Source organism: Streptosporangium sp. NPDC048886 (assembly GCF_055586905.1).
Genome location: NZ_JBVJHH010000052.1, coordinates 34,829 through 56,472, shown reverse-complemented (window position 1 = coordinate 56,472; position 21,644 = coordinate 34,829). Strand labels below are relative to the sequence as shown.

22 protein-coding genes are annotated in these 21,644 nt (G+C 69.3%); 6 read left to right on the top strand and 16 right to left on the bottom strand.

Annotation, left to right across the window (positions count from 1 at the left end; genetic code table 11):
* Positions 1-213: 213 nt before the first annotated feature.
* Both ACZ6R6_RS42365 and ACZ6R6_RS42360 read right to left on the bottom strand, forming a co-directional pair.
* Complete coding sequence (locus ACZ6R6_RS42365; protein ID WP_470102583.1) at positions 214-657, bottom strand: helix-turn-helix domain-containing protein; 444 nt, start codon at positions 655-657, stop codon at positions 214-216.
* A 194-nt stretch (positions 658-851) separates the two neighbouring features.
* Entirely contained in the window at positions 852-1,277 is a 426-nt protein-coding gene (locus ACZ6R6_RS42360) for a hypothetical protein (protein WP_470102582.1), read from the bottom strand.
* Between the two features lie 66 nt (positions 1,278-1,343).
* On the opposite strand from ACZ6R6_RS42360, the gene ACZ6R6_RS42355 reads away from it, so the two are divergent.
* From ACZ6R6_RS42355 to ACZ6R6_RS42345, 3 genes are all read left to right on the top strand, one after another.
* A complete protein-coding gene (locus ACZ6R6_RS42355; protein ID WP_470102581.1) occupies positions 1,344-2,207 on the top strand; it encodes a hypothetical protein in 864 nt (287 codons plus the stop codon).
* A gap of 275 nt (positions 2,208-2,482) precedes the next feature.
* Entirely contained in the window at positions 2,483-2,710 is a 228-nt protein-coding gene (locus tag ACZ6R6_RS42350; RefSeq protein ID WP_470102580.1) for a hypothetical protein, read from the top strand.
* Positions 2,711-2,860: 150 nt separating this feature from the next.
* Positions 2,861-3,601 (top strand): helix-turn-helix domain-containing protein, encoded by a 741-nt coding sequence (locus ACZ6R6_RS42345; protein WP_470102585.1) that lies wholly within the window; start codon positions 2,861-2,863, stop codon positions 3,599-3,601.
* Positions 3,602-4,082: 481 nt separating this feature from the next.
* Here the strand turns inward: ACZ6R6_RS42345 and ACZ6R6_RS42340 are convergent, their stop codons facing one another.
* From ACZ6R6_RS42340 to cynR, 3 genes are all read right to left on the bottom strand, one after another.
* A complete protein-coding gene (locus tag ACZ6R6_RS42340) occupies positions 4,083-5,030 on the bottom strand; it encodes a hypothetical protein (RefSeq protein WP_470102579.1) in 948 nt (315 codons plus the stop codon).
* A gap of 256 nt (positions 5,031-5,286) precedes the next feature.
* Positions 5,287-5,886, bottom strand: coding sequence for an SDR family oxidoreductase (locus tag ACZ6R6_RS42335; protein WP_470102578.1), 600 nt, complete (start codon positions 5,884-5,886; stop codon positions 5,287-5,289).
* Between the two features lie 543 nt (positions 5,887-6,429).
* Positions 6,430-7,335 (bottom strand): transcriptional regulator CynR, encoded by a 906-nt coding sequence (gene cynR, locus ACZ6R6_RS42330; RefSeq protein ID WP_470102577.1) that lies wholly within the window; start codon positions 7,333-7,335, stop codon positions 6,430-6,432.
* Between the two features lie 124 nt (positions 7,336-7,459).
* Between cynR and ACZ6R6_RS42325 the strand changes: the two genes are divergently transcribed.
* The 3 genes from ACZ6R6_RS42325 to ACZ6R6_RS42315 all read left to right on the top strand — a co-directional run bounded on the left by ACZ6R6_RS42325 (position 7,460) and on the right by ACZ6R6_RS42315 (position 9,302).
* Positions 7,460-8,074: a carbonic anhydrase gene (locus ACZ6R6_RS42325; protein WP_470102576.1), complete on the top strand. Its 615-nt coding sequence runs from the start codon at positions 7,460-7,462 to the stop codon at positions 8,072-8,074.
* Between the two features lie 118 nt (positions 8,075-8,192).
* Positions 8,193-8,663, top strand: coding sequence for a cyanase (cynS, locus tag ACZ6R6_RS42320; protein WP_470102575.1), 471 nt, complete (start codon positions 8,193-8,195; stop codon positions 8,661-8,663).
* 141 nt (positions 8,664-8,804) lie between these two features.
* The gene (locus ACZ6R6_RS42315; RefSeq protein ID WP_470102574.1) at positions 8,805-9,302 is read left to right on the top strand and encodes a nucleoside deaminase; all 498 of its coding nucleotides are present in this window, start codon (positions 8,805-8,807) and stop codon (positions 9,300-9,302) included.
* Positions 9,303-9,412: 110 nt separating this feature from the next.
* Here ACZ6R6_RS42315 and alc read toward each other — a convergent pair whose 3' ends face one another.
* The 11 genes from alc to ACZ6R6_RS42260 are packed head-to-tail and all read right to left on the bottom strand — an operon-like array spanning position 9,413 to position 21,593.
* On the bottom strand, positions 9,413-10,603 hold the full coding sequence (alc, locus tag ACZ6R6_RS42310; RefSeq protein WP_470102573.1) for an allantoicase: 1,191 nt from the start codon (positions 10,601-10,603) through the stop codon (positions 9,413-9,415).
* A complete protein-coding gene (gene allB / locus ACZ6R6_RS42305) occupies positions 10,600-11,931 on the bottom strand; it encodes an allantoinase AllB (RefSeq protein WP_470102572.1) in 1,332 nt (443 codons plus the stop codon). Before allB ends, alc begins: the two co-directional genes overlap by 4 nt.
* Positions 11,931-12,665 (bottom strand): aspartate/glutamate racemase family protein, encoded by a 735-nt coding sequence (locus ACZ6R6_RS42300; RefSeq protein ID WP_470102571.1) that lies wholly within the window; start codon positions 12,663-12,665, stop codon positions 11,931-11,933. Before ACZ6R6_RS42300 ends, allB begins: the two co-directional genes overlap by 1 nt.
* A 1-nt stretch (position 12,666) precedes the next feature.
* The gene (locus ACZ6R6_RS42295; RefSeq protein ID WP_470102570.1) at positions 12,667-13,953 is read right to left on the bottom strand and encodes a DUF6986 family protein; all 1,287 of its coding nucleotides are present in this window, start codon (positions 13,951-13,953) and stop codon (positions 12,667-12,669) included.
* The gene (locus ACZ6R6_RS42290; RefSeq protein ID WP_470102569.1) at positions 13,950-15,404 is read right to left on the bottom strand and encodes an amidohydrolase family protein; all 1,455 of its coding nucleotides are present in this window, start codon (positions 15,402-15,404) and stop codon (positions 13,950-13,952) included. Before ACZ6R6_RS42290 ends, ACZ6R6_RS42295 begins: the two co-directional genes overlap by 4 nt.
* A complete protein-coding gene (locus ACZ6R6_RS42285) occupies positions 15,401-16,186 on the bottom strand; it encodes an ABC transporter ATP-binding protein (RefSeq protein WP_470102568.1) in 786 nt (261 codons plus the stop codon). The genes ACZ6R6_RS42290 and ACZ6R6_RS42285 overlap by 4 nt, the downstream gene beginning before the upstream one ends.
* A complete protein-coding gene (locus tag ACZ6R6_RS42280; protein WP_470102567.1) occupies positions 16,183-17,112 on the bottom strand; it encodes an ABC transporter ATP-binding protein in 930 nt (309 codons plus the stop codon). Before ACZ6R6_RS42280 ends, ACZ6R6_RS42285 begins: the two co-directional genes overlap by 4 nt.
* Positions 17,109-17,909, bottom strand: coding sequence for an ABC transporter permease (locus ACZ6R6_RS42275; protein WP_470102566.1), 801 nt, complete (start codon positions 17,907-17,909; stop codon positions 17,109-17,111). Before ACZ6R6_RS42275 ends, ACZ6R6_RS42280 begins: the two co-directional genes overlap by 4 nt.
* On the bottom strand, positions 17,906-18,838 hold the full coding sequence (locus tag ACZ6R6_RS42270; RefSeq protein ID WP_470102565.1) for an ABC transporter permease: 933 nt from the start codon (positions 18,836-18,838) through the stop codon (positions 17,906-17,908). The genes ACZ6R6_RS42275 and ACZ6R6_RS42270 overlap by 4 nt, the downstream gene beginning before the upstream one ends.
* Positions 18,835-20,463 (bottom strand): ABC transporter substrate-binding protein, encoded by a 1,629-nt coding sequence (locus ACZ6R6_RS42265; RefSeq protein ID WP_470102564.1) that lies wholly within the window; start codon positions 20,461-20,463, stop codon positions 18,835-18,837. Before ACZ6R6_RS42265 ends, ACZ6R6_RS42270 begins: the two co-directional genes overlap by 4 nt.
* Complete coding sequence (locus tag ACZ6R6_RS42260; protein ID WP_470102563.1) at positions 20,463-21,593, bottom strand: amidohydrolase family protein; 1,131 nt, start codon at positions 21,591-21,593, stop codon at positions 20,463-20,465. The genes ACZ6R6_RS42265 and ACZ6R6_RS42260 overlap by 1 nt, the downstream gene beginning before the upstream one ends.
* Positions 21,594-21,644: the final 51 nt, after the last annotated feature.

The window sequence follows — 21,644 nt, the reverse complement described above, 5'->3', positions numbered from 1 at the left end:
ACTCCTGTGCTCGTGGGTCATCTCGACCCGTTGTTCGCCTATGCACAGCTTTCCTTCCGGCCTGGCCGGCCCGCATCCGTGGCGACCACGGAACCCGGCCACGGAACCCGACCACGGAACCCGGCCACGGAACCCGGCCACGGATCAACGACACGGATCTCGCATGGTGGCCACTGCGGGTGGGAGGGGGCAGACCAAGCAAGCCGGAAAGGGTCAAGCGGCGGCGCGGCGCACCCGGGTCCCAGTGGCGTCCAAGATCGCTTCCTGGCCGCTGCTTGCCAGGTGAGAGACCACATCGGCCAGAGTCCGCAATCGTCGCCCCGCGGTGATGCCACAACCCCGTTCAGCCAGGAGAGGGCGGATCTGACCGATGGCGCGGGTGAGGGCGGAGCGGTCAACGCCGAACCGGCAACCCAGCACATCGTGCGTGAGGCCATGACGTAGATGCGCCAGCGGGGCCGGCGGCCGATCGATGAACACCGGCTTGTGCCTGGCTCCGGCACCGATGGCGCGCCGTCGCAGGCGGTTGGCGAGCGTGGTCAGGTGCCGGGCCTGCCACAACGGTCCGATCTCGGCCACCAGTTCCGCGATCACCTCAACCGACAGGCCCGTGATCCGCCGGTTCTCCAGGATGGTCGTCCGTTCGAGTGTTCTCACCACGTCTGGCCCGACGAGCCAGGACCTCAGAGGCCACGGCTAATCATGCACGGGGTCGTAAGCCTGAGCGGTGGATCAGCGTGGGCCACCCCGCCCAATATCCACTGGTCAGCCGCCACCGCCTCCTTCCGCTTGGCGACGCTTCCTGCTCCTACGACTCACCCGGGCGACACCGTCACCTGCCCGCGTCATCCTTAGAGCAGACTGATGGGTGAAAATCTGGCATTGTTCCTTATCATGAGTGATCGTCGTACCCTGGGTCGCCGCCTATCGATCCTTGCTGTTCCTATGATCTGCCTGAGTTCGTCAGCCATGGCTTGTGGGACGACTGATGCCTTGTCGACGCAGGCGACATTGTCGTCCTTGTCGAAAATCTCCTCGTCGGTTGGGAATTTGCAGATCACGACACCAACATCGCCAAGGCTGAGGACAATCAACGATGAAACGGGGCGATGGCACATCGTGGAGGGGGCGAACATCTCCTCCGCCAGTGCATTGGTGGAGGTGGCCGCGACCGGCGAGCGCGATGTGTGGGCGGTCGGCGAAAAGGGCAGCACAGAGGATGACTTCGGTGATCCGGTCATTGAGCGCTGGGACGGTTCGCGCTGGCGCCAGGTCACCGCTCCCGGGGGGGGGACATCCGTTACATCGATGGTGTCGACGCATACGCGGCCGACGACGTGTGGGTGGTCGGCAACGGGATCGTCACCTGGGCCGCACACTGGAACGGCTCCCGCTGGAGGAAACACCACCCATACAGAAACAAGACCCTCAACACCGACATCTTGTTCTCTGACGTCGCCGTCTCCGGAAAGCGCCCGTGGTTCGCCGGCAACACAGACCTCGAATACGGCGTCCTGCACCCCGGAAAAGGTCACAGCGAGGCCACCGTCCTGAGCTGGACGAAGAGCAAGGGGTTCGCCACGCAGTTCAGCACCCCGGGCTCACTGCAGGCGATCACCGCGCACAGCAAGACGGGCGACATCTGGGCGGTCGGCTCAGCGGGCGACTACTGGGCGGTCGGCTCGGCGGACAACCGGCCGCTGGTGCTGCACGGCACGGACGGCGGCACCAAGTGGAACGTGAGCAGCACCCCGCCGATCCCCGGCGGCCAGCTCACCCAGGTATGGCAAGTGGCCGAGAACGACGTCTGGGCGGTCGGACACAAGAACCTGCCCGACCCGGACAACAAGAACCAGATGCTGGAAACGCCGATCTCACTGCACTACGACGGAGCATCCTGGCGCCAGGTGCCGGTGTCGGTAGACCAGGGACACCTCTCTGGCCTCGCCAGTGACGCATCCGGGACCGTGTGGGCCAGCGGCGTCGACCTGACCCATCCCAAGCAGGTGCTCTTCCTGCGGTACGCAGCTGGTAAGTGGGTCGCCTCCTATGGTCCCAGCCTGCCCATCCCCGACCAGGACAAGGACGCATGGGAGAGGGTGACGAGGACATCGATCACCTGGGTGCCGGGATCGAGCACGCTCTGGGCGGTTGCCTCCACCGGCGCGGATGCAGATGAGGAAGCGTTCATCCTCCGCCGCGACTAGGGAAGCAGCTCCAACATTTTCGTCCTAATTGATTACCTGTTCGCCTTTGATGTTCCACTCTCACCACTATCAGGAAGCTGTCCGGCCGTTCTGTAATAACCTAACCGGCCCGCTCTTAGCGGCCGCCCAGGGGCGGTATGCCCACCAATGGATTCATAATCAGAAAGCTCATCTGAAATGTTTTGGGGTTATCCTTGAAAGCGACGGATCCTCCTCAAGTTTCGACATTCCCGGAGTCGAGGGCGCGTACGCCCTAGTCGGCGACATCAATCGCGATGACAGTTATCGTCGCAACATTTTTATGGCTACTCGCATTTGCGATGATGAGAGTGACCGGCGTACTTCAGCTCGCCAAGGCCGCCCCTGAACGACTGACGCGCGTAAAACTAGTTCTTGCATGGACTATGGCGATTGTTCCGCTTGTAAACATCGCGGGCGCGCTCATCATAAATGAGCGCTACTGGCCATTATTTGAGTGGTCGATGGTGTTTGAAGCATTCTGAATCGATGAAGCCTTGGATAGTTGGGGTTTACGTCTAGCCTTAATTTACTGCTGATCGAGTGCCGCCATTCTCGCTTATCGTATTGCCGCACTGGAGTGGCCTGGCGCGATGCCCCGGCCTCGGTGATCGGCTGCTCCGGGGTGAAAGGAACTGCTGGTCCTCCTCGAGGACGAACTCGCTCCGCGCGGGGTGAACCTGGAGATCCTGTCGGGCATCTGCGCGGGCGTCCACCGGCCGAACAGGCAGTCCATGGCCGACAAGCTGCTGTTCATGGTCGCGGCAGTGGCGGCGGAAATGGAATGGGAGATGATCCGCGAACGCATCCTGGACGGCCTGGCGGCCGCCACCGCCCAGGGCCGCAGGGGTGGCCGGCCCCCGGCCTTGGACGCCGACACTCTGACCGTCGCCCGTGTCCGCGGGGAGTCCATCACCGCGGTCGCCAAGCACCTCGGGATGGGCAGGTCGACGCTGTATCGCGGCTGGAAGGCGACGACCGGCAGTAGCCGCCTCGACCGCTGGCGGAAGCTCCTGAAACCCCGGAGCGTAGGACGCTACAGGTCCAGGCCTACCGTGGGACATGAGCCCGGCCTGGGGGCTGAAGTCGCCACGCACTCTGCTACCGCAACCGGCGGCCGACCCCCGCTACGCCACGGTGTCGTCACCGACAGCAGGATGGTCATAGCGATCATGAGATGGGCAGGTGCACCGCACGCCAGATCGGCTGGGATGAAGGATGCGCCTGCCCGCAGGTTACGCCGCCGCTCCCCCGCCCCGCCCGCCGACCCCGATTCCGATCCCTTCCAGGCCGCCCTGGCCCTGATCCGCTCCCGGGAGGGTCGGGTCCCCGAACTGATCGACGAAGTCCGGCAACTCCGGGACCACCAGCAGTAGGCCGGACAACGCCAGCCTGCCCGCCAGCGCATGACCGCCCCCTCCGAAGAAGCCCGCATCCGTCAACTCACCACCACCAACGGCGAGCTCCGCGCGCAAATTCAACGCCTTCGCGAACAGAACGCCCTTCTTCTTGGCCGACTTCGTGAGCAAGCCATCACGACCCCCATCGGCCGAGACTGTCCCCCGGAGCAGGAGAGTTGAGATGCCCGAACTCCCCCGCCCCTGCGCTCTCACACAGTCCCAGTCACCAGGCGGCCCGGCCGGATGCCTTGGCGCCGTGCCCAATCTGACGGGCCACTACCCGCGAGACGAACGGTGGACCACCCGAACTTGATCATCGCGGTGAAGTCGGCGTGGTTGGCCATGGCGGACACGTGCGGCGGCGGCCCAAGACGTTCAGCCGCGCGCCGCAACGCCGCCACCTCGGTCAGCGCTCGCGTCCATCCTCCAATATGACGCCGCAGGTTTCAGTCACGCCTCAGCGTTTCCGCGAGCTGCGCGCTTCCCTGGTGGCCATGGCGTGGAAGACCGCCTTGGGCTCCCACCTGGTCGCGTCGAGCATCCTGACGACACCGTAGGAGCCGAGGTCGGCCGCGCCTTGGAGGGCGTATCCGGCAAAGCTGAACCAGAAGGCGGCGGCCACGCCCTCCTGCTCGAAGATGTCCATCAACTCCTCGAAGTAGCGGACCTGCTCGCCCTCGTCCGGCACCGCCCCCTCCGGCACCAGCATCGCGGCGCCGCCCTGCTCGGCCGCGCCCCGCCAGGCGCAGGTGCCGAACTCGGTGACCACGACGGGCTTGCCGTGCTTGAAGTGGCCGCGCATCTCCTCGGCGAAGGTGTCGGCGTTGTACGCGGCGCGGTAGGCATCCACGCCCACCAGGTCGAACGGGGCCCAGTCAACGGACTCCCACGGGGCCGAAGCGTAGGTGATCCGGCCGCCGAACAGCGGCCGCGCGGTCTCGGCCGCCTCGGCGAGGAACGCGTTGAAGCGGCCCGTAGTCGTGCTCAGCGACTCCAGCCAGGCCAGGTCGGCCATCATGGCGTCCATGCGCGCCGTGTAGGTGTCGCCGGGCAGGTAGCCGTGGCCGAAGGTGGTGTACTCACAGCCGGCCACGAGCACCACCTCGGCCCCGCCGCGCCGCACCCTCTCCGCGCGCTCGGCGCAGTCGGCGTAGAGGGCCAGCGCGTCCTGGTCGGGCAGGTCCACGGGGAAGGGCGCGAACCAGACCTCCAGCCCTGCCTCGGCGGCCTCCTGGGCGGCGACGCTCAGCCGGGCGGGGTCGCCGCCGGACACGCGGACGGCCTGGCAGTGCAGGTCGTCGGCGATGACGCGCATCTCGCGCCGCACGGTTTCGACGTCGAACACCTTGCGGGTGAAGCGGTCTCCCGGCAGGAACCCCGTGTCATAGTTGATCCCCTTTTTCATGACAATTCCCTTCTTAGTGTGAACCTGTGTTTCAGCAAGTCGAAGGCGCCTCAACGGCGGCGGCGAGCCACTGCCCCACCTCCTCGAGCGGTATCCCAAAGGCGAGCCGAAAGAGGAACGTCTCCTGGTAGGTGGTGGGCGCGGCGGTGATCTGCACCGCCACGCGGCCCGGCCGGTTGGTCCACGCAGAGCGCGTCCTCGCCGCCTGCGGCCCGTCGCCCCTTGGGCGCAGCGGTTGCCGGGGATGGCGCTCGCGCTACTGCCGGCGTAGGACAGGAGTCAGCGGAACCGGTCTGCGCTCTCGATCGCCCAGACGTCGTAGGACCCGAGAAAAGGTGCAGAGCGGCAGGCCGACCGCCTCAAGGACGCCGCCGACGTACTCGTCGTTACGCAATGCTGACACTGCGACGGCAGCGAGGTCGTCCTCGTGGATGAACGGATAGTGGCCCTCGTCCAGGAATGCCTCCCGGACGACCAGCTCACGTCTGATGGTGTCCGGCAGGTCCGATCCCGTGGCGGGATAGGTGCCTTCGACGATGGATCCCATCACAGCCGATGAGCGGATGTGAGTCCACTCGATCCCTGAACGCTCGACGGCCTTTTCGACGGCCGGCCAGAACCACGTCTCCGGCGGATACAACTCCTCGTACTCCGGCCCGTGCGAGGACAGCACCACCATGCGGCGGCCAGCGTGAGTGCCAGCGCATCCTGAACCGTCGAGAGCTGGGCACCGTGCCAGGCTCCGTCCGACGATCCCAGTCGGGCTGCTGCCGGCGCCCTTCCGCGCACTGACCACGGTCAGCAGCCGCAGTTCTCCGGAACCCGGCGCGCTCTTGATCCGCTTGATTTCACCCATGGCAAGACTCTCCAACTGTCAGCGGAGATCTTGCGCCTTCCCCCACAGCTGGAGCATGTGCTTCAGCTCGGGCCCTCAAGACCATCGGGAGAAGGTTGCGGATCTGAGGTCGTCAACACTAGCAGCAACACAGGCTCAACCGGAGACGGCGCTCCAGCTCGCCGTCCACGGGGCCGGACCGGGGCCCTGTTCGTACATCCGTTGGATTCCCCGCGACCACTACCGGGCCCCTCCAACGGCGAAACGCCTGCGAGAAGCTGGAGACCTCCACGTAGCCCGGTCTCCGCGCGAGCTGTTCCACGGGCATGCCGACGAGGCCACCGCGTCGGTGACCTCATCGGCAGGGGTGGTGAGACGCACACGCTTGTGCGTCTCAGCGGCCGTCGATGTCGGAAAACGTCTCTCTCAACGCCATCTCCACCCCTACAGGTGCGGGCGTCGAACCGGCCGGGCGAAAAGTGAGCGCTGACCCGGGAGCAGACGCTCGGGGAGGGCGAGCTGGAGCAGCGGTCCGTCACCAGGGAAGCTCACTGGCACGTCCGCTCAGGCGGGAGCGTACCCACGCGCACGGACATGGTCGTCGACGACGGCGCTGAAGGCGCGGGCGGCGGCGCTCTGGTAGGCGTTTTCCCGCCGCAGCAGAGTGACGGTGCGGGTGGGCAGGGCCGGTACGAGCGGGATCGGGCTCAGGCCGGGGTGGTCGTGGGTGACGGCGTCGGGGAGGACGGTGGCGACGGAGCCGCGCTGAACAATTTCGATGAGGGCCTGGACGGAGTCCGCCTCCACCACGATGCGGGGGCTGACGCTCTGCTGCCTGAAGTAGGCGTCGATGTGCCCTCGGGTGGCGAACTCGCCGCTGAGGAGCGCGAGTCGCCGCGTGGCGAGATCTCGGGCGGGCATCGGCCGGAGGTGCTCGCCGTCGGAGTCATGGGCGCCGACCACGAGGCTGAGGGTCTCCATGAACAGGGTGGTGCCACCGATGCCGGGCAGGTAGTGATCACAGAACGCGATTCCGAGATCGAGCCCGTCGGCCAGCAGTCCCGACTCGATGCGGTCTTGCGTCATCTCCTTGATGTCCAGGGTGATGCCGGGGTGGCGGGCGTGCATCTCGGCGATCAGCGGCCCGATGAGGTAGGCGGTGAACGTCGGGGTCGCCGCCAGCCGCAGGCTGCCGCGGGACAGGTCGGCCACGTCGAAGACGGCCCGTTCGGCGGCGCTCAGGTCCCGCAGGGCGCGCCGGGCGTAGTGGACGTACGCCTCACCGGCGTCGGTGAGGCGTACGCTGCGGCCGCTCCGGTCCAGCAGTTGCACGCCCACGGCGCGTTCCAGCTGCTTGATCTGCTGAGAAAGGGTGGGCTGGGAGATGCGCAGGTCTTCGGCGGCGCGGGTGAAGTTGCCGTGCTCGGCCACGGCGATCAGATAGCGCAGGTGACGCAGTTCCGGAGCCACGGGGATGACTATAGGCCAGAACTATGGAGATCATGGTTAGTTCGTCTTGGACACTATCGCCGCATGTCATGCATGGTGGATCAGGTCAGCCCATGAGGCCGCCTCCAATCGAAGGGAGTGAACCATGCAGGATCTCGAAGAGGGGGTCGCGCGTTTCCAGCGAGACGTCTTCCCGGCCAAGACGGAGCTCTTCACGCGCCTGGCCACCGCCCACCAGCCGGCGACGCTGTTCATCAGTTGCTCCGACGCCCGTGTGGTGCCCGAGCTGATCACCCAGAGTGAGCCTGGCGAGCTGTTCGTCATCCGCACCGCCGGCAACCTCGTGCCCGCCTACGCCCCCGGCTCCGCTGACGGTGTCGCCGCCGGCATCGAGTACGCCGTCGCCGTGCTGGGCGTCTCCGACATAGTGGTGTGCGGGCACTCCGGCTGCGGCGCGATGACCGCCCTGGCCGACGGTCTCGACCCGGCCGCGCTTCCCGCGGTCGCCGAGTGGCTGCGACACGCGGACGCCTCCCCGCCTCGCACCACGACCACGCCCACGGAGACGGGCGCGGGCAAGGTGGCCGCGCTGGTACGGCAGAACGTGCTCACGCAGCTGGCGAACCTGGCCACCCACCCCTCGGTGGCGCACGCCCTGGCCGGAAAGACGGTCACCCTGCACGGCTGGATCTACGACATCGGCACCGGGACCGTGGCAGAACTCGACGCCACCGGCCGTCCCTCCGCACTCGCGGTCTGACCTCCAAGCCCCACACCCGACGTCCCGTCGCCGTCCAGCACCCGGAAATCACCAGGCACCACGGAGACCTGCCGGTTCCCCGCCACCCCGGACCGGCCCGTAGGAAAGGAACACTCCCATGGCACACGCCCAGTTCGACCCCACCGCCCGTCAGGCCCTGGCCGCAGCTGCCGTTGAGGCGAAGACACGGAAGGACCTGACCTGGCAGCGGATCGCCGACGCCGCCGGCCTGTCGGTCGCCTTCGTCACCGCCGCCGTCCTCGGCCAGCACGCCCTGCCCGAGGCCGCGGCGAAGGCGGTCGCCGAGCTGCTCGGCCTGGACGACGACGCGGTGATGCTGCTGCAGACCATCCCGACCCGCGGCTCCATCACCGGCGCCGTCCCCACTGACCCGACCATCTACCGCTTCCACGAGATGCTCCAGGTCTACGGCACCACGCTGAAGGCCCTTGTCCACGAGCAGTTCGGTGACGGAATCATCAGCGCGATCAACTTCAGGCTCGATGTGAAGAAGGTCGCCGACCCCGAGGGCGGCGAGCGCGCTGTCATCACCCTCGACGGCAAATACCTGCCCACCAAGCCCTTCTGAGTCGAACCGCGAGACCCGGCCCGGGCCGGACAGGCCCCTGCACCGCATCCGGCCCCACTCCCCTTCCCCCTTCCCCGTCCGCCTTTCCGCCCTCCGCCGGCTCGCTCGCCGGAGGCCCCCGCTTCTCACCGAGGACTTCTCATGGACTTCGCACAGCGCACCGTCGACATCGCCCACCAGAACGTCACCGAGGGCGGCCGCCCGTTCGCGACCGTCATCGTCAAGGACGGCGAGATCCTCGCCGAGAGCGCGAACAAGGTCGCCCAGACCTCCGATCCGACCGCGCACGCGGAGATCCTCGCCATCCGCGAAGCGTGTATGAAGCTGGGCACCGAACATCTGACCGGCACCACCGTCTACGTCCTGGCGCATCCCTGCCCCATGTGCCTGGGATCGCTGTACTACTGCTCTCCGGACGAGGTCGTCTTCCTCGCCACTCGTGAGGCCTATGAGCCCCACTACGTGGACGACCGCAAATATTTCGAACTCGACACCCTTTACCCCGAGTTCGCCAAGAACTGGGCCGAGCGGCGCTTGCCGATGCGCTACGAGCCGCACGGGGCCGCCGTCGACGTCTACCGCTTGTGGCAGGAGCGCAACGGCGGCGGGCGGCGGGTGACCGGTGCCCCCACCGCCTGAGCACCCCTCGCCCCATCTGACCGGGTTCCCGGCGGATGTCGCCGCCTCGCCGCCGGCGAGCCCCGGCGTCACATGGACCCCGCCATCTCATCATCGGGTTCGACGCGGGATCACCCGGTCTCCGAGGCGGGCACGCCGGTGAGCCCTGCCGGAGGAAGTCCTCCCGACAAGGTGGAGAGCACCGTCGCAGGCAGCACGCAGCCAGCGGCGAACGGCCGCCGTCGGAGAAGGTCCTCGGCTGTCTCCGGGAGAACGCCGGCCCCGCCGAGAACCTGGACGGCGTGTTCGGCGGGGAGCAGATCGAGCCAGCGCAGCACGGCCTCGCGGTGGGCGTCGGCGACCACCTCACCGTGCACCCGGAGCCTGGCCAGACCCCCGTCGGGGAAGACGTCCAGCCGGACGTGCGTGACCGGCGCGGCCGACGCCGAGCGGAAGAAGTGCCGGGTGTCCGGCTGCAGCCGCGTCTTCGCAACCAGGTCGAACCATTCCGCGTCCGCGTCCAGATGATCGCCATCGGTCCCGCGCAGCGAGGCCCAGCCGGCCGCGTTGCCGACGAAGCACGACGTGTCGATCTCGACCCGGCGGACCCGGCCAGGGGCGGCCAGCCTGATCGTCACGTGGTCGTTGCCGTCGTCGCGGCGGCGGGCGTTCTCCCAGCCGTCGCCCATGATCCTGGCCCTGCCGGGCAGCAGCAGCTGCACCGGCGAGGAGTAGAACATGTCCGAGCAGTCCACCACGGCGCCGCCGTGCTCCAGCGCGGCCAGGTCGATCGTGCCGTCCATGAACCGGGGGTCCGGCACCGGATCACCGTGCACCCGGAACCGGGCCACCCCGCCGTCGGGGTAGATGCTCAGCCGGACATGCGTCCAGCGCCGCCGGTCCGCCACCTCGAACGCGTTCTCGGTGTCGCCCTTGATCGCGCTCTTCCCGACGATCGTCTCCCAGCTCGCCCGCTCCAGCTCGGCCGGTGACGGCGCCCCCTCGACGCCGGCCGCCTCCACCGAGGCGTAGGGCGGATAGTTGCCCTTGAACCAGGCGGTGTCGATCACCACGCCGTGTATCACGCCCGGGACACCGAGCCGGACGATCGCGTGGTCGTTGCCGGGCTCGCGCCGGCGACGGGTCTCCCAGCCGTCGTACACCTTGCCCTTGTGGCCGAAGTCCTCCGTCGAGAAGACCGACGGCTCAGGCTTGATCAGGTTCTCGCGCTCGGCGAACAGCTCGTCGTTGGCGTGCACCACGCTCGCCGCCAGCGCACGTGAGGCCAGGTCCGGGAGCCGGGTGAAACCGTGGGCGGTCATGCCCCTCCTCTGTTGAGCAGCCGGCCCTGCGGCGGGCTGTCGATGTCGATCGGTACGCCGCGCAGCCAACTACCGCGGACCACACCCGCGAGCGGCCGGCCATGGTAGGGCGTGACCGGGTTGCGGTGGTGCAGCCGTTCCCTGTCGACCACGAACACCTCGTCGGGCGCGAACACGCAGAAGTCGGCCTGGTAGCCCGCCTCGATCCGGCCTTTGCGGGGCAGCCCCACCAGCTCCGCGGGGCGTTCCGCCATCCAGCGCACCACGTCGGTCAGCGTGTGGCCGCGGCGCCGGGCCTCGGTCCACACCGCAGGCAGGCCGAGTTGCAGCGACGCGATGCCGCCCCAGGCGACGCCGAAGTCACCGACGTCGAACCGTTTGAGCTCCGGTGTGCACGGCGAGTGGTCGGACACCACGCAGTCGATCGTGCCGTCGGCAAGCCCTTGCCAGAGCGACTCGCGGTTCGCCGCCTCCCGGATCGGCGGGCAGCACTTGAACTGGGTGGCACCCTCGGCGATCTCCTCCGCGCTGAACGTCAGATAGTGCGGGCATGTCTCCACGGTGATCCGGACGCCGTCGCGCTGGGCCGACCGGATCATCGGCAGCGCGTCCGAGCTGGACAGGTGCACGATGTGCACCCGGCAGCCGGTCCGGCGGGCCAGCTCGATCACCTGCGCGACCGCGAGGTTCTCCGCGCCCCGCGGCCTGGAGCGCAGGAAGTCCCGGTAGCTCGCGCCGTGCGCGGCCGGGGCGTGGTCGATCACGTGCGGGTCCTCAGCGTGCACGATCATCAGTGCGTCGAACGCCCCGATCTCCCGTAGCGCGTCCGCCAGCTCGCCCGGTTCCAGGTGGGGGAACTCGTCCACGCCGGAGTGCAGCAGGAAGCACTTGAATCCGAACACGCCCGAGTCGTGCAGCCCGCGCAGGTTGCCCGGTACGGCCCCGCCCCAGAAGCCGACGTCGACGTACACCCGTCCCTCGCCGGTCTTCCGCTTCGTCCGCAGCGCCGCGACATCGGTGGTCGGCGGGATGCTGTTCAGCGGCATGTCGATGATCGTCGTGACGCCGCCGGCCGCTGCCGCCCGGGTGGCGCTCCCGAAGCCCTCCCACTCGGTCCGGCCGGGGTCGTTCACGTGTACGTGGCTGTCCACGAGGCCGGGCAGCAGCACCTCGTCGTCGCCGAGCTCGACCACCTCGGCGGCCTCGAGGTCCGCGTCCAGCGGCTCGACCGCGATCACCGTCCCGTCCCGTACGCCGATGCTGCGGGCCACCTCCCCGGCCGCGGTGACCACTCGACGGGCCTTGAACAGCACGTCCAGCTCGGCCATCAGGCGACACCTCCATTGTCGATCGGCCACCCGGTCACGGTCTTGGGCCGTGGCGCCGCGTAGGTGCGCACCTTGCTCGTGGTGAGGCCGAGCCGGACGAGCCCCTCGGCGAGGGCGACCGCGGCGGCGACGCCGTCGACGACGGGTACCCCGGTGGCGGCGGTGATCTCCCGGGCGAGGCTTGCCATTCCGCCACAACCAAGACAGATCACCTCGGCTCGGTCGTCGACGACGGCTTTCCATGCCTCGGCGACGATCGCGTCGACGGCCCGGCCAGGATCCCCCTCAAGCTCGAGAACCGACAACCCGCTGGCCCGGACCGACGCGCACCGGTCGGTCAGCCCGGCGAGCCGCAACCTGTCCTCGATCTGCGGTACGGCGCGGTCCAGCGTCGTGACGACCGAGTACGTACGACCGATCAGCATCGCGACCTGTGCGGCCGCCTCGGTGATGTCCACCACGGGTACGTCGAGCAGCTCCTGCAGGCCCTCGCGACCGTGCTCGCCGTATCCGGCCTGGATCACCGCGTCGTACGGCTCGTCGTACCGGATGACCCGGTCCATCACGGCGACCGCCGCCAGATAGCTCTCGAAGTTCCCCTCCACCGACTCCGGCCCGAACGACGGGGTGAGCCCGACGATCTCGACCCCTGGCGACGCGTACGCCGCAGCCTGCGCACGGATCGTTTCGGTCATCGACGCGGTGGTGTTCACATTCACGATCAGGATGCGCATCTCAGTCCACCCGTCCGAGGCGCCCTGGCCCGGCCGGCCGGGTCAGGGCGCGGAGCCCGGGTGGGGCGATGCCGGCGAGGGTACCGACCTCGGCCTCATCGACGGCGCCGCAGGCAAGGCCGCGGACGAGGAACCCGGCCATCGCCCGGACGGTCGCGGGCTCGTCGAGGAAGCCCGAATCCGCGCGGTCGAGATAGCCGCGCAGCCGGGCGGCCGCGGCGGGCAGTCCCTCACGGAAGAACGCGTAGACGGCGCCGTACCGGCTGGGGAGCTGGGCCGGATGCAGGTCCCAGCCCTGGTGGATGCCGCCCTCCAGGGCGCGCCGGACCAGGCGCGCGTGCAGCCGCCAGGCGGCGCGGACCGCGTCGGTGTCGCCGACCGGGAGCACGTTGGTCGAGCCGTCGCTGACGCGTACGCCGGTACCGGCGGCGGCGACCTGCATCACCGCCTTGGCGTGGTCGGCGACCGGATGCTCCACACTCTGGTACGCCGCCGACACCCCGAGCGCCGCCGAGTAGTCGTAGGTGCCGTAGTGCAGGCCCGTGCAGCGCCCGGCCGAGGCGCGGATCATCGATGCCAGCGGCGAGACGCCCTCCGTACCGAGGATCGCCTGCGGTGTCTCCACCTGGATCTCGAACCGCAGGCTCCCGCCTTCCAGCCCGTACGCCGCTTCCAGCCGCTCGGCGGCCAGCACCATCGCCTCCACCTGCTCGACGGATGTCACCTTCGGGAGCGTGACGACGAAGCCGTCGGGCGGCGGGCCGAGGGTCTCCAGGAAGATCGCCAGGGTGCGCAGGCCGCGCCGCCTGGTCGGCGCCTCGAAACTCTTGAATCGGATTCCGCAGAAGGGCGAGCCGCCGCCGGAGGCGACAGCGGCGGTGAGGGCCTCCGCGGCGGCCTGGGCGGTGGCGTCCTCGTCGGCGTCCGAGCGGTCGCCGTAGCCGTCCTCGAAGTCGATCCTCAGGTCTTCGACCGGCTCGCGCTCCAGCTTGGCCCGGACCCGGTCATACACCTCCGCCGCCGTCCGCGGCGGCAGGTCGAGCGCGTCGGCGAATTCCATGACGGTCCGGCCGTGCTCGGCCAGCGCCGCCCGGGCCTCCCGGCCCCATGCTCGTACGGTGTCCGAGGTGTAGCGGTCGGCCGGGACGTAGACGGTGTGCACCGGCTGCCGGCCGGACGGCTCACCGGGGTAGGCCGTACGCAGTCGCTCGTCCGCCGCGGCGAGCCGGGTGTCGAGCTCGGCGGCGAGTCCGGCGCTGAGCTCGGTGAAGAGGCCGGCGCCGCTCATGAGCCGGCCTCGACGACGCGGAAGGACGCGGGGAACAACAGCGCCGGGTCGCGGCGCATGTGGTCACGCTCGGAGTAGGCGGCCTTCATCGTCTCGAAGTAGGTCTGTGCGCGGAGCCGCATCGACTCCTCATCCACCCCCGCGATCATCCGGTCGCGCATCACCGGCCGGCCGTCGATCACCACGGTGGACACGTCGGCGCCCGTGCAGTTCATCAGCAACGTCCTGATCGGGTCGTCGACGGGGCCGGTGCGCGGGCCGGAGAGGTCCACGACGACCAGGTCGGCCTTGGCGCCGGGGGCGAGCCTGCCCAGGTCGTCCCGGCCCAGCGCGCGGGCGCCGCCCAGCGTGGCGGCCCGGTAATAGTCGGCGGCCGAGCCCGCCTCCAGCCGTCCGGTGACCAGCTTGGCCAGGTTGTTGCCGTAGTCCATGTTGCGGATCATGTCGGGCGGGAAGGAGTCGGTGCCCAGCGCCATGTTCACGCCGGCCTCCCGGTAACGGTCGAAGTCGCGGAGCGCATCGCCGTACCTGACGAAGGTGAGGGGGCAGTGCACGATCCCGGCCAGGGCAGCGAGCCGGTCCGGTGATCCCTCGAACGGCGTCTCGGGGTCACCGAGGTACAGGGCGTGTGGGATCAGCAGCCGGGGACCGAGCAGGCCCACCTCTGCCAGCACGTCCAGCGGGTGCCGGCCGTACCGTTCGCGCAGCAACCGCAGCTCCGTCAGCCCCTGCATGCAGTGCAGGCGGACCAGGCAGTCGAGTTCCTCCGCGGCTCGGGCGGTGGCGCGCAGCAGGTCGAGGGTGACGGTCTCGATGCGGCAGGGCAGCAGCGCCCCTCGGATCCGGCCGTCGTAGGCGCCGTCGACGTCCCGGACGAAGCGGATCGCGTCGGCGAGCCCCTTCTCGCCGAGCTCGGGCTCCCAGTGCACGTCCCTGCTGCCGTCGGCACGCAGCACCGGCACGCCGGAGCGGTAGGACGGACCCAAGTACATGCGCAGGCCGAGCCGTCCGGCGATCTCCACGACGCCGGCGAGCTCCTCGTACGACTCGGCCCAGGCGCTGTGCGTCTCGGCGGCGATCGGCATCGCCGTGGTGATGCCGTTGCGGATGAGCTGGGTGAGCGCGTACTCCCGCATGAAGAGCGTGTCCTCGAGCGGGAAGACGGCACGGCGCCGGTTGACGGCGTAGTCCTGTGACCATCCCAGCCCGCTGGAATCGGCGTGCCAGGTGTCGAGGATGGCGTGGTCGATGTCGGCCAGCGCGTCCAGGTCGATGAAGCCCGGCCCGACGATCGCCTCACCGGCGTCGATCACCTCGTCGACCGGGCCGTCGTAGGAGCGGCCGACGTGGACGATCCGGTCGCGGTCGTAGACGACGCACGCGTCGCGGTGGATGACATGGTCGTCGCCGTCGAAGCCGATGACGGACGACGCCCTGACGAGAGTGCTCACTGTGTGTTCCTCCGGGTCGGCTTCCATCCGGGCCTGGGTACGGCGGCCAGCAGGGCTTTGGTGTATTCCTCCCGCGGCTCGCGCAGCAGGGCGCGGGTGGTTCCTCGCTCCACGACGCGGCCGTGACGCATCACGACGGCCGTGTCGCTGATCTGGTTGACCACGGCCAGGTCGTGGGAGATGAAGACATAGCTGATCGACCGCTGCTCGCGGATGTCGGCGAGCAGGTTGAGGATCTGCGCCTGGATCGAGACGTCGAGCGCGGCGACCGCCTCGTCCAGCACCAGCACGCGTGGCTCCACCGCCAGGGCGCGGGCGATGGCCACCCGCTGGCGCTGCCCTCCGGACAGCTGTCTGGGCAGCATCGCGGCGTGACGTTCGGCCAGGCCCACGGATTCGAGCAGGTCCAGCGCCTTCTTCCGCCGCTCGGCGGGGGTGGGCGAGAAGTGCAGGGCAAGGCTCGTTTCGACGACGTCGCCGACCCGCTGCAGCTTGTCCAGCGAGGAATAGGGGTCCTGGAAGACGATCTGGATCTCTCGTGCCCGTCTGCGCCGCTCCCCGGCCGACACCCGGCCTGCCGGACGCGGCCGCCCGCAGACGCTGATCGTCCCACTGGTGGGCGTCTCCAGGCCGAGCAGCATGCGGGCGACGGTGGTCTTCCCCGACCCGGACTCCCCCACGATGGCCAGCGACTCACCTTCGGCCACGGTGAAGGAGACCTCATCGACCGCGGTGGCGGTGCCGTACGTCTTCCGTAGCCGCTCCGCTTCGATCACGCTCATGCCGTCTCCTCCGCTCTCAGGCAGGCGACCCCGCGGACGGACGGCGGCCGGCTCTCCCGGCAACGCGGCTCGGCCAGGTCGCAGCGTGGCGCGAACGCGCAGCCCTCCTCGGCTTCGAAGGCCGCCACGGGCCGTCCGGGGATCACCGGCAGCCGGTGCACCGTTCCCGCCAAACTGGGGCGTGATCTCATGAGGCCGCGCGTGTAGGGGTGGCGCGGCTCGCCGTCAAGGTCCTCCACGATCCGGCCCGCGTACATCACCGCGAGCCGGTCACATGTCGCGGCGGCCAGCTCCAGGTCGTGGGTGATCAACAGCATGGCCATGCCGTGCTCACGGCGCAGCTCGTCCAAGATGGCCATGACCTCTGACTGGGTGGTCACATCCAGTGCGGTGGTCGGCTCGTCGGCCAGCACCAGGTCGGGTTCGACGGCGAGTACGGATGCGATCATGACGCGTTGCAGCAGGCCGCCGGAGAGTTCGTGGGGGTGCTGGCGCAGGCGCCGCTCACCGTCGGTGATACCGACCTCCTTGAGGAGCTGTACGGCTCGCGCCGACGCCTGCCGTACCGGCATCCGCAGGTTATGGACCATGGCTTCGGTGAGGAAGTCGCCGACGCTGCGGACGGGGTTGATGTGCGCCCGCGGATCCTGGAAGATCATCGCGATCCGCTTGGCCCGCAGCCGCCGCAGTTCCCTGCCCGAGGGCACCTCGGCGCCGTCGAAGACGATCCTGCCGGTCACGCGGGCGCCCGGCGGGGTCAGGCCGATGACCGCCCGGGCGGTCATCGACTTGCCCGACCCGGACTCCCCCACCAGCCCGACGGCCTCCCCTCTGCCGATGGTCAGGTCCACCTGCTCCACCAGCGTCCGCCAGCTCCGTCCGTACGGCACGGCCAGGCCGAAGCCTTCCAACGTCAACAGGCTCACGGCTGCCTCCCCAGGCGATCACCCAACAGGTTCACCGCGGCCACCACCAGCGCGATCAGCAGGCCCGCGCTCAGCGCCTCCAGCGGCTGGCCCCGCATGGCGCTGTCCAAACCGCTCTTGACCATCAACCCCCAGTCGGCCGTGGGCGGCTGCACGCCCAGCCCAAGGAAGGAGACCGCCGCCACGTCGATCACCGCGAAGCCGAGCGCGGAGACCGACTGGGCGACGATGATCGGCCGCAGGTTGGGCAGCAGATGGCGCAGGCAGATGGCGGTCGCGGAACGGCCCTGCACCCAGGCGGCGGCCACGTATGGCAGGCTGCGCTCACGCAGCGCCGCGCTCCGCACCACCCGAGCCACGTACGGGGTGTAGGCGACGGCCAGGCCGATCACCACGCCGGGGATGCCGGGACCGAGGACGGCCACGGTGACCAGCGCGAAAACGATGCCGGGCACGGAGAACAGCACATCCAGCAGGCGGGAGATGACCGCGTCCACCTTGCCGCCGGCCCAGGCGGCGACGATCGCCAGCGTGGTCCCCGCGACACTCGCGACACAGATCACCAGCACCGGGGCGAGCAACGTGGTCCGCGCGCCGTACATCAGCCGGGACAGCACATCCCGGCCCAGGGCGTCCCCGCCCAGGGGATGCGCGACGGAAGCGCCGCCCAGCGCGTTGAACAGGTCGGGTAGGTCGGGGTCGTAGGGCGCGAGCAGCGGCGCGAGCAGGGTGATCACCACGGTGGCGGCCAGCAGGACGGCAGCGGCCACGCCCAGCCCGCCCAGGCGGCGGGTCACTGCCGCGACAGGCGCGGGTCGAGAGCGGAGTAGCACAGGTCCACCACCAGATTGATCAGGACGAAGGCGGTGACGAGCACGAGCACCACCGCCTGGACGATCGCGAAGTCGCGTTGCAGGATCGCGCGGACGAACAACGAGCCCAGGCCGTCCAGGGCGAAGATGCTCTCCACCACGACCGAGCCCGCGATCAGCCCGGCGACGTTCAGGCCGACCACGGTCACCACCGGGATGGCCGCGTTGCGCAGCACGTGCCTGCGGACGATGTGCCCCTCGGCCAGGCCGCGGCTGCGGGCGGTCTCCACGTGCTCCCGGCCCAACTCCTCGGACACCGAGGCCCGCGTGATACGGGCGAGGAACGCGGCGCTGGCCAGGCTGAGCGTTGTCGCCGGGAGCGTGAGGTGGTGGATGCGGTCACCGAACCCGCTACCGGGCCCGAAGACCGGGAACCAGCCCAGTCCCAGCGCGAAGACGATGACGAGGATCACCCCGATCACGAACGGCGGCGTGGCCAGGAACACCGAGGAGATCAGGCTGACCGCGCCGTCGGCCTTGCCGCCGCGCAGCCCGGCCAGCAAGCCCATGACCACGCCCCCGGCCACGATCAGCAGCGTCGCGTAGACCACCAGGAAGACGGTCGTCGTCGCCCGGGAGGCCATCAGCGCGGAGACATCCTGCCGGTAGACCAGGGAGGTGCCGAAGTCGCCCGTCACCGCGTCACGCAGCCAGGCGGCGTAGCGCAGCAGGAACGGATCGTCCAGGTGGTACTGCGCGCGGATGGCCGCGACCTGCTCGGGGGTGCCGCTGCGGTTGCCGAGCAGGAACGCCATCGGGCCGCCGGGCACCAGGTAGAGCAGGCCGTACACCAGGAAGGAGGCGACCAGCAGGACCGCGATCAGCCCTGCCAGCCGTTTCGCCAGGAACCTCATGCCGCGCCGAGCCCCGCGGCCCACGGGTAGTACAGGTAGGGGAAGGAGGCGACGGCTCCGGTCACCCGCTTGTTCATGTACAGGATCACCGGCAGGTTGTTCAGCGGCATCCACGGCACGTCGGTGGTGACCTTCTGCTGGATCGTCGTCACCAGCGCCGCCCGCGCCGCCTCGTCGTAGGCCGCCCGCGCCTTGGTGATGTCGGCGTCCACGGCCGCGTAGTCGTTGAAGTTGGTGCGGCCGCCCGCCAGGAAGACGGTGTAGATGTCGAGCGGGTCGGGCACGTTGCCGTACCAGGTGGAGATGAAGGCGTCGATGCCCTCACGGGCCTTGGGGTCGCTGTAGAGGTTCCCGTACTGTTCGACGGGGATCACCTTGATCTCGATCTTCAGGCCGAGCGCCTCGCCGGTCGCCTTGATCAGGTTGGCGGTCTGCTCGTGGACGGCCGAGCTGCCCTGGATCCCGATGGTGATGGTCTGGGTGGGCGAGCCGGCCTCGGTGAGCAGCTGCTTGGCCTTGGCCAGGTCGGGCGTCTCCGGAGGGAGCGCCTCATAGGCCTTCTGGAAGACGTCCCGCTGGTATCCCCAGTATTCGGCGCCCGCGAGGGTGCGCTGCGGCACCGCCGTCCCCTGGAAGACCACCTTGGAGATGGCCGCCCGGTCCAGCGCCAGCGACAGGGCCTGGCGGACCTTGGGATCGGCGTACGGGCCGGTCTTGGCGGCGCCCAGCAGCGTCCAGAAGGTCAGCGACCTGCCGAGCGTGACCGAGCCGGTCGTGGACTGCTGGAGCTGGCCGAGTCCCGCGGGAGGCAGGTAGAAGTACTGCCCGTCCACCTCGCCGGAGCGCAGCGCGTTGACGGCGGTGGTCTCGTCGGCGATGAACCGGAAGACCAGCTCCTTGGTCTTGGGCCGCAACGCGGTGTCCCAGTAGGCGTCGTTGCGCTTGATCGTCAGCGAGTCGCCGGACTTCCAGCTCTCGTACTCGTACGGGCCGGTGCACATCACCCCGCCGGTGGGCGAGCCCAGGTCCTTCTTCTTGGCGTACTCGGCGGAGACGATCGCGCCCGCCGCGGAGGCCATCGCCTGGTTGAACAGCACGTCGGGCTGCTTCAACGTGACGGTGACCTGCATCGGCCCCGTCGCCTTGATCGACTCCACGGTGTGGAAGTAGTCGCCCCACCAGGTGCCGAGTGCGGGATCGAGGTGGCGGTTGAGGCTGGCCGCGACGTCCTCGGCGGTCAGCGGCGTGCCGTCCCAGAACTTCACGCCGTCGCGGATCGTGTAGACCCACGTGGTCGGGCTGGGGTTGTCGGCCTTCTCGGCCAGGCCGGGTTCGATGCCGAACTCGGGGGTCAGCCGCAGCAGGCTCTCGCACATGTTGGCCAGCACGGTGTTCTCGGCGTAGTTGAACGACCTGATCGGGTCGACCGTCTGCGGCTCGTACGGCAGGTTCCACGTCACCTTGTCCAGTTCCCCGGCGGCCGGGGCGGTGACGGTTTTGAGCTCCAGCTTGGGCGCTCCGCCCGCTCCTTGCTGTTGTTGCTGTTGCGGTGATGCGGCCTGCTGGCCGCACGCGGTCAGGGCCAGCGCGAGGGCGGTGGCCACGGGTATGGCTCGACGGATCATCAATAGGACCTTTCGCGAACGTGTCCGTTGCGGACGACGAACTGGGGGGTGGGCCTGTCCACGACGGCTTGGGCCGTGGACTCGGCGCGGACCAGGATGAAGTCGGCGGGGTCGCCGGGCTGGAGCCGCGCCGGCTCCAGGCCCAGCAGGGCGGCGCCTCCGTGCGCCGCGATCTCGTAGCACGTGGCCAGCTCCTCATCGGTGCGGGCGTCGGTGCGGTAGGCGAGCAGGTGCGCGCGGTTGATCATGTCGCCGTCGCCGAACGGCGTCCACGGATCCCGCACCCCGTCGGATCCGAGGCCGACCAGCACGCCGGCTTCGAGCAGCGGACCGACGGGCAGGACCGGGTCCGCGCCGAGCGCGCAGGTGGTCAGCGCGACCTTCGCCTCAGCCAGCGTCTCGGCGAGGTCCTCCCGGTCGGCCAGGCAGAAGGCGTGGCTGATCGTGGTCGGCACACCGCTGGACTTCGCCCTGCGAGCGATCTCCAGCACCTGCGCGACCCCTTGCTCACCGCCGTCGTGCAGGTGGATGTCGACCGGTACGGCGTGCCGCTCGGCCATGCCGTACAGCAGGTCGAGGTGTCCGTGCAGGTCGCCGTCGACGCCCACGGGGTCGAGCCCGCCGAGGATGTCCGCGCCCTCCTTCAGCGACTGCTCCATCAGCTCCGCCGTCCCCGGCATCGAGAGCAGCCCGAGCTGGGGGAAGGCGACGATCTGCACCTCCAGCAGGCCCTCACGCGCCCGGGCCGCCTCCCGCACGCCGTGCACGTTGCTCAGCCCGTACACCGGGGCGACGTCCACGTGCGCCCGCCACGCCCGCGTACCGCGTGCGATCGCGTGATCCATGAGCGCTCCGGCCCGCTCCGCCACCGGCGCCGCCATCCCCGCCCGCGCCGCGACATCACCCTCGATCAGGTCGCGCAGCGTCTGGGCCGGAGTACGGCTCAGCCAGGGCTGGCCCCAGGTGGTCTTGTCGGGGTGGACGTGCGCGTCGACCGGGGCGGGCAGGGCGAGCAGTCCGCCCGCTTCCACCACCTCGCATCCTTCTGTTCTGCGTTCCAGGGGGACGACGCGGCCGTCTTCGACCAGGACATCGTGGGGGCGGACATCGGTGAACAGAATCTGAGCCATACCGGCTGATCCCCTTAACTTGCGGGCAACAGTGGCATAGAATTATCAGAC

What these genes read in the sequence shown, in the direction of transcription:
- ACZ6R6_RS42285 (WP_470102568.1), bottom strand. Translation starts at nt 16,186, where the DNA reads ATGAGCGTGATCGAAGCGGAGCGGCTACGGAAGACGTACGGCACCGCC.
- ACZ6R6_RS42300 (WP_470102571.1), bottom strand. Translation starts at nt 12,665, where the DNA reads ATGCGCATCCTGATCGTGAATGTGAACACCACCGCGTCGATGACCGAA.
- ACZ6R6_RS42350 (WP_470102580.1), top strand. Translation starts at nt 2,483, where the DNA reads ATGACAGTTATCGTCGCAACATTTTTATGGCTACTCGCATTTGCGATG.
- ACZ6R6_RS42270 (WP_470102565.1), bottom strand. Translation starts at nt 18,838, where the DNA reads ATGAGGTTCCTGGCGAAACGGCTGGCAGGGCTGATCGCGGTCCTGCTG.
- allB (WP_470102572.1), bottom strand. Translation starts at nt 11,931, where the DNA reads ATGGCCGAGCTGGACGTGCTGTTCAAGGCCCGTCGAGTGGTCACCGCG.
- ACZ6R6_RS42315 (WP_470102574.1), top strand. Translation starts at nt 8,805, where the DNA reads ATGGACTTCGCACAGCGCACCGTCGACATCGCCCACCAGAACGTCACC.
- ACZ6R6_RS42340 (WP_470102579.1), bottom strand. Translation starts at nt 5,030, where the DNA reads ATGAAAAAGGGGATCAACTATGACACGGGGTTCCTGCCGGGAGACCGC.
- ACZ6R6_RS42265 (WP_470102564.1), bottom strand. Translation starts at nt 20,463, where the DNA reads ATGATCCGTCGAGCCATACCCGTGGCCACCGCCCTCGCGCTGGCCCTG.
- ACZ6R6_RS42260 (WP_470102563.1), bottom strand. Translation starts at nt 21,593, where the DNA reads ATGGCTCAGATTCTGTTCACCGATGTCCGCCCCCACGATGTCCTGGTC.
- cynS (WP_470102575.1), top strand. Translation starts at nt 8,193, where the DNA reads ATGGCACACGCCCAGTTCGACCCCACCGCCCGTCAGGCCCTGGCCGCA.
- ACZ6R6_RS42335 (WP_470102578.1), bottom strand. Translation starts at nt 5,886, where the DNA reads ATGGGTGAAATCAAGCGGATCAAGAGCGCGCCGGGTTCCGGAGAACTG.
- alc (WP_470102573.1), bottom strand. Translation starts at nt 10,603, where the DNA reads ATGACCGCCCACGGTTTCACCCGGCTCCCGGACCTGGCCTCACGTGCG.
- ACZ6R6_RS42295 (WP_470102570.1), bottom strand. Translation starts at nt 13,953, where the DNA reads ATGAGCGGCGCCGGCCTCTTCACCGAGCTCAGCGCCGGACTCGCCGCC.
- ACZ6R6_RS42325 (WP_470102576.1), top strand. Translation starts at nt 7,460, where the DNA reads ATGCAGGATCTCGAAGAGGGGGTCGCGCGTTTCCAGCGAGACGTCTTC.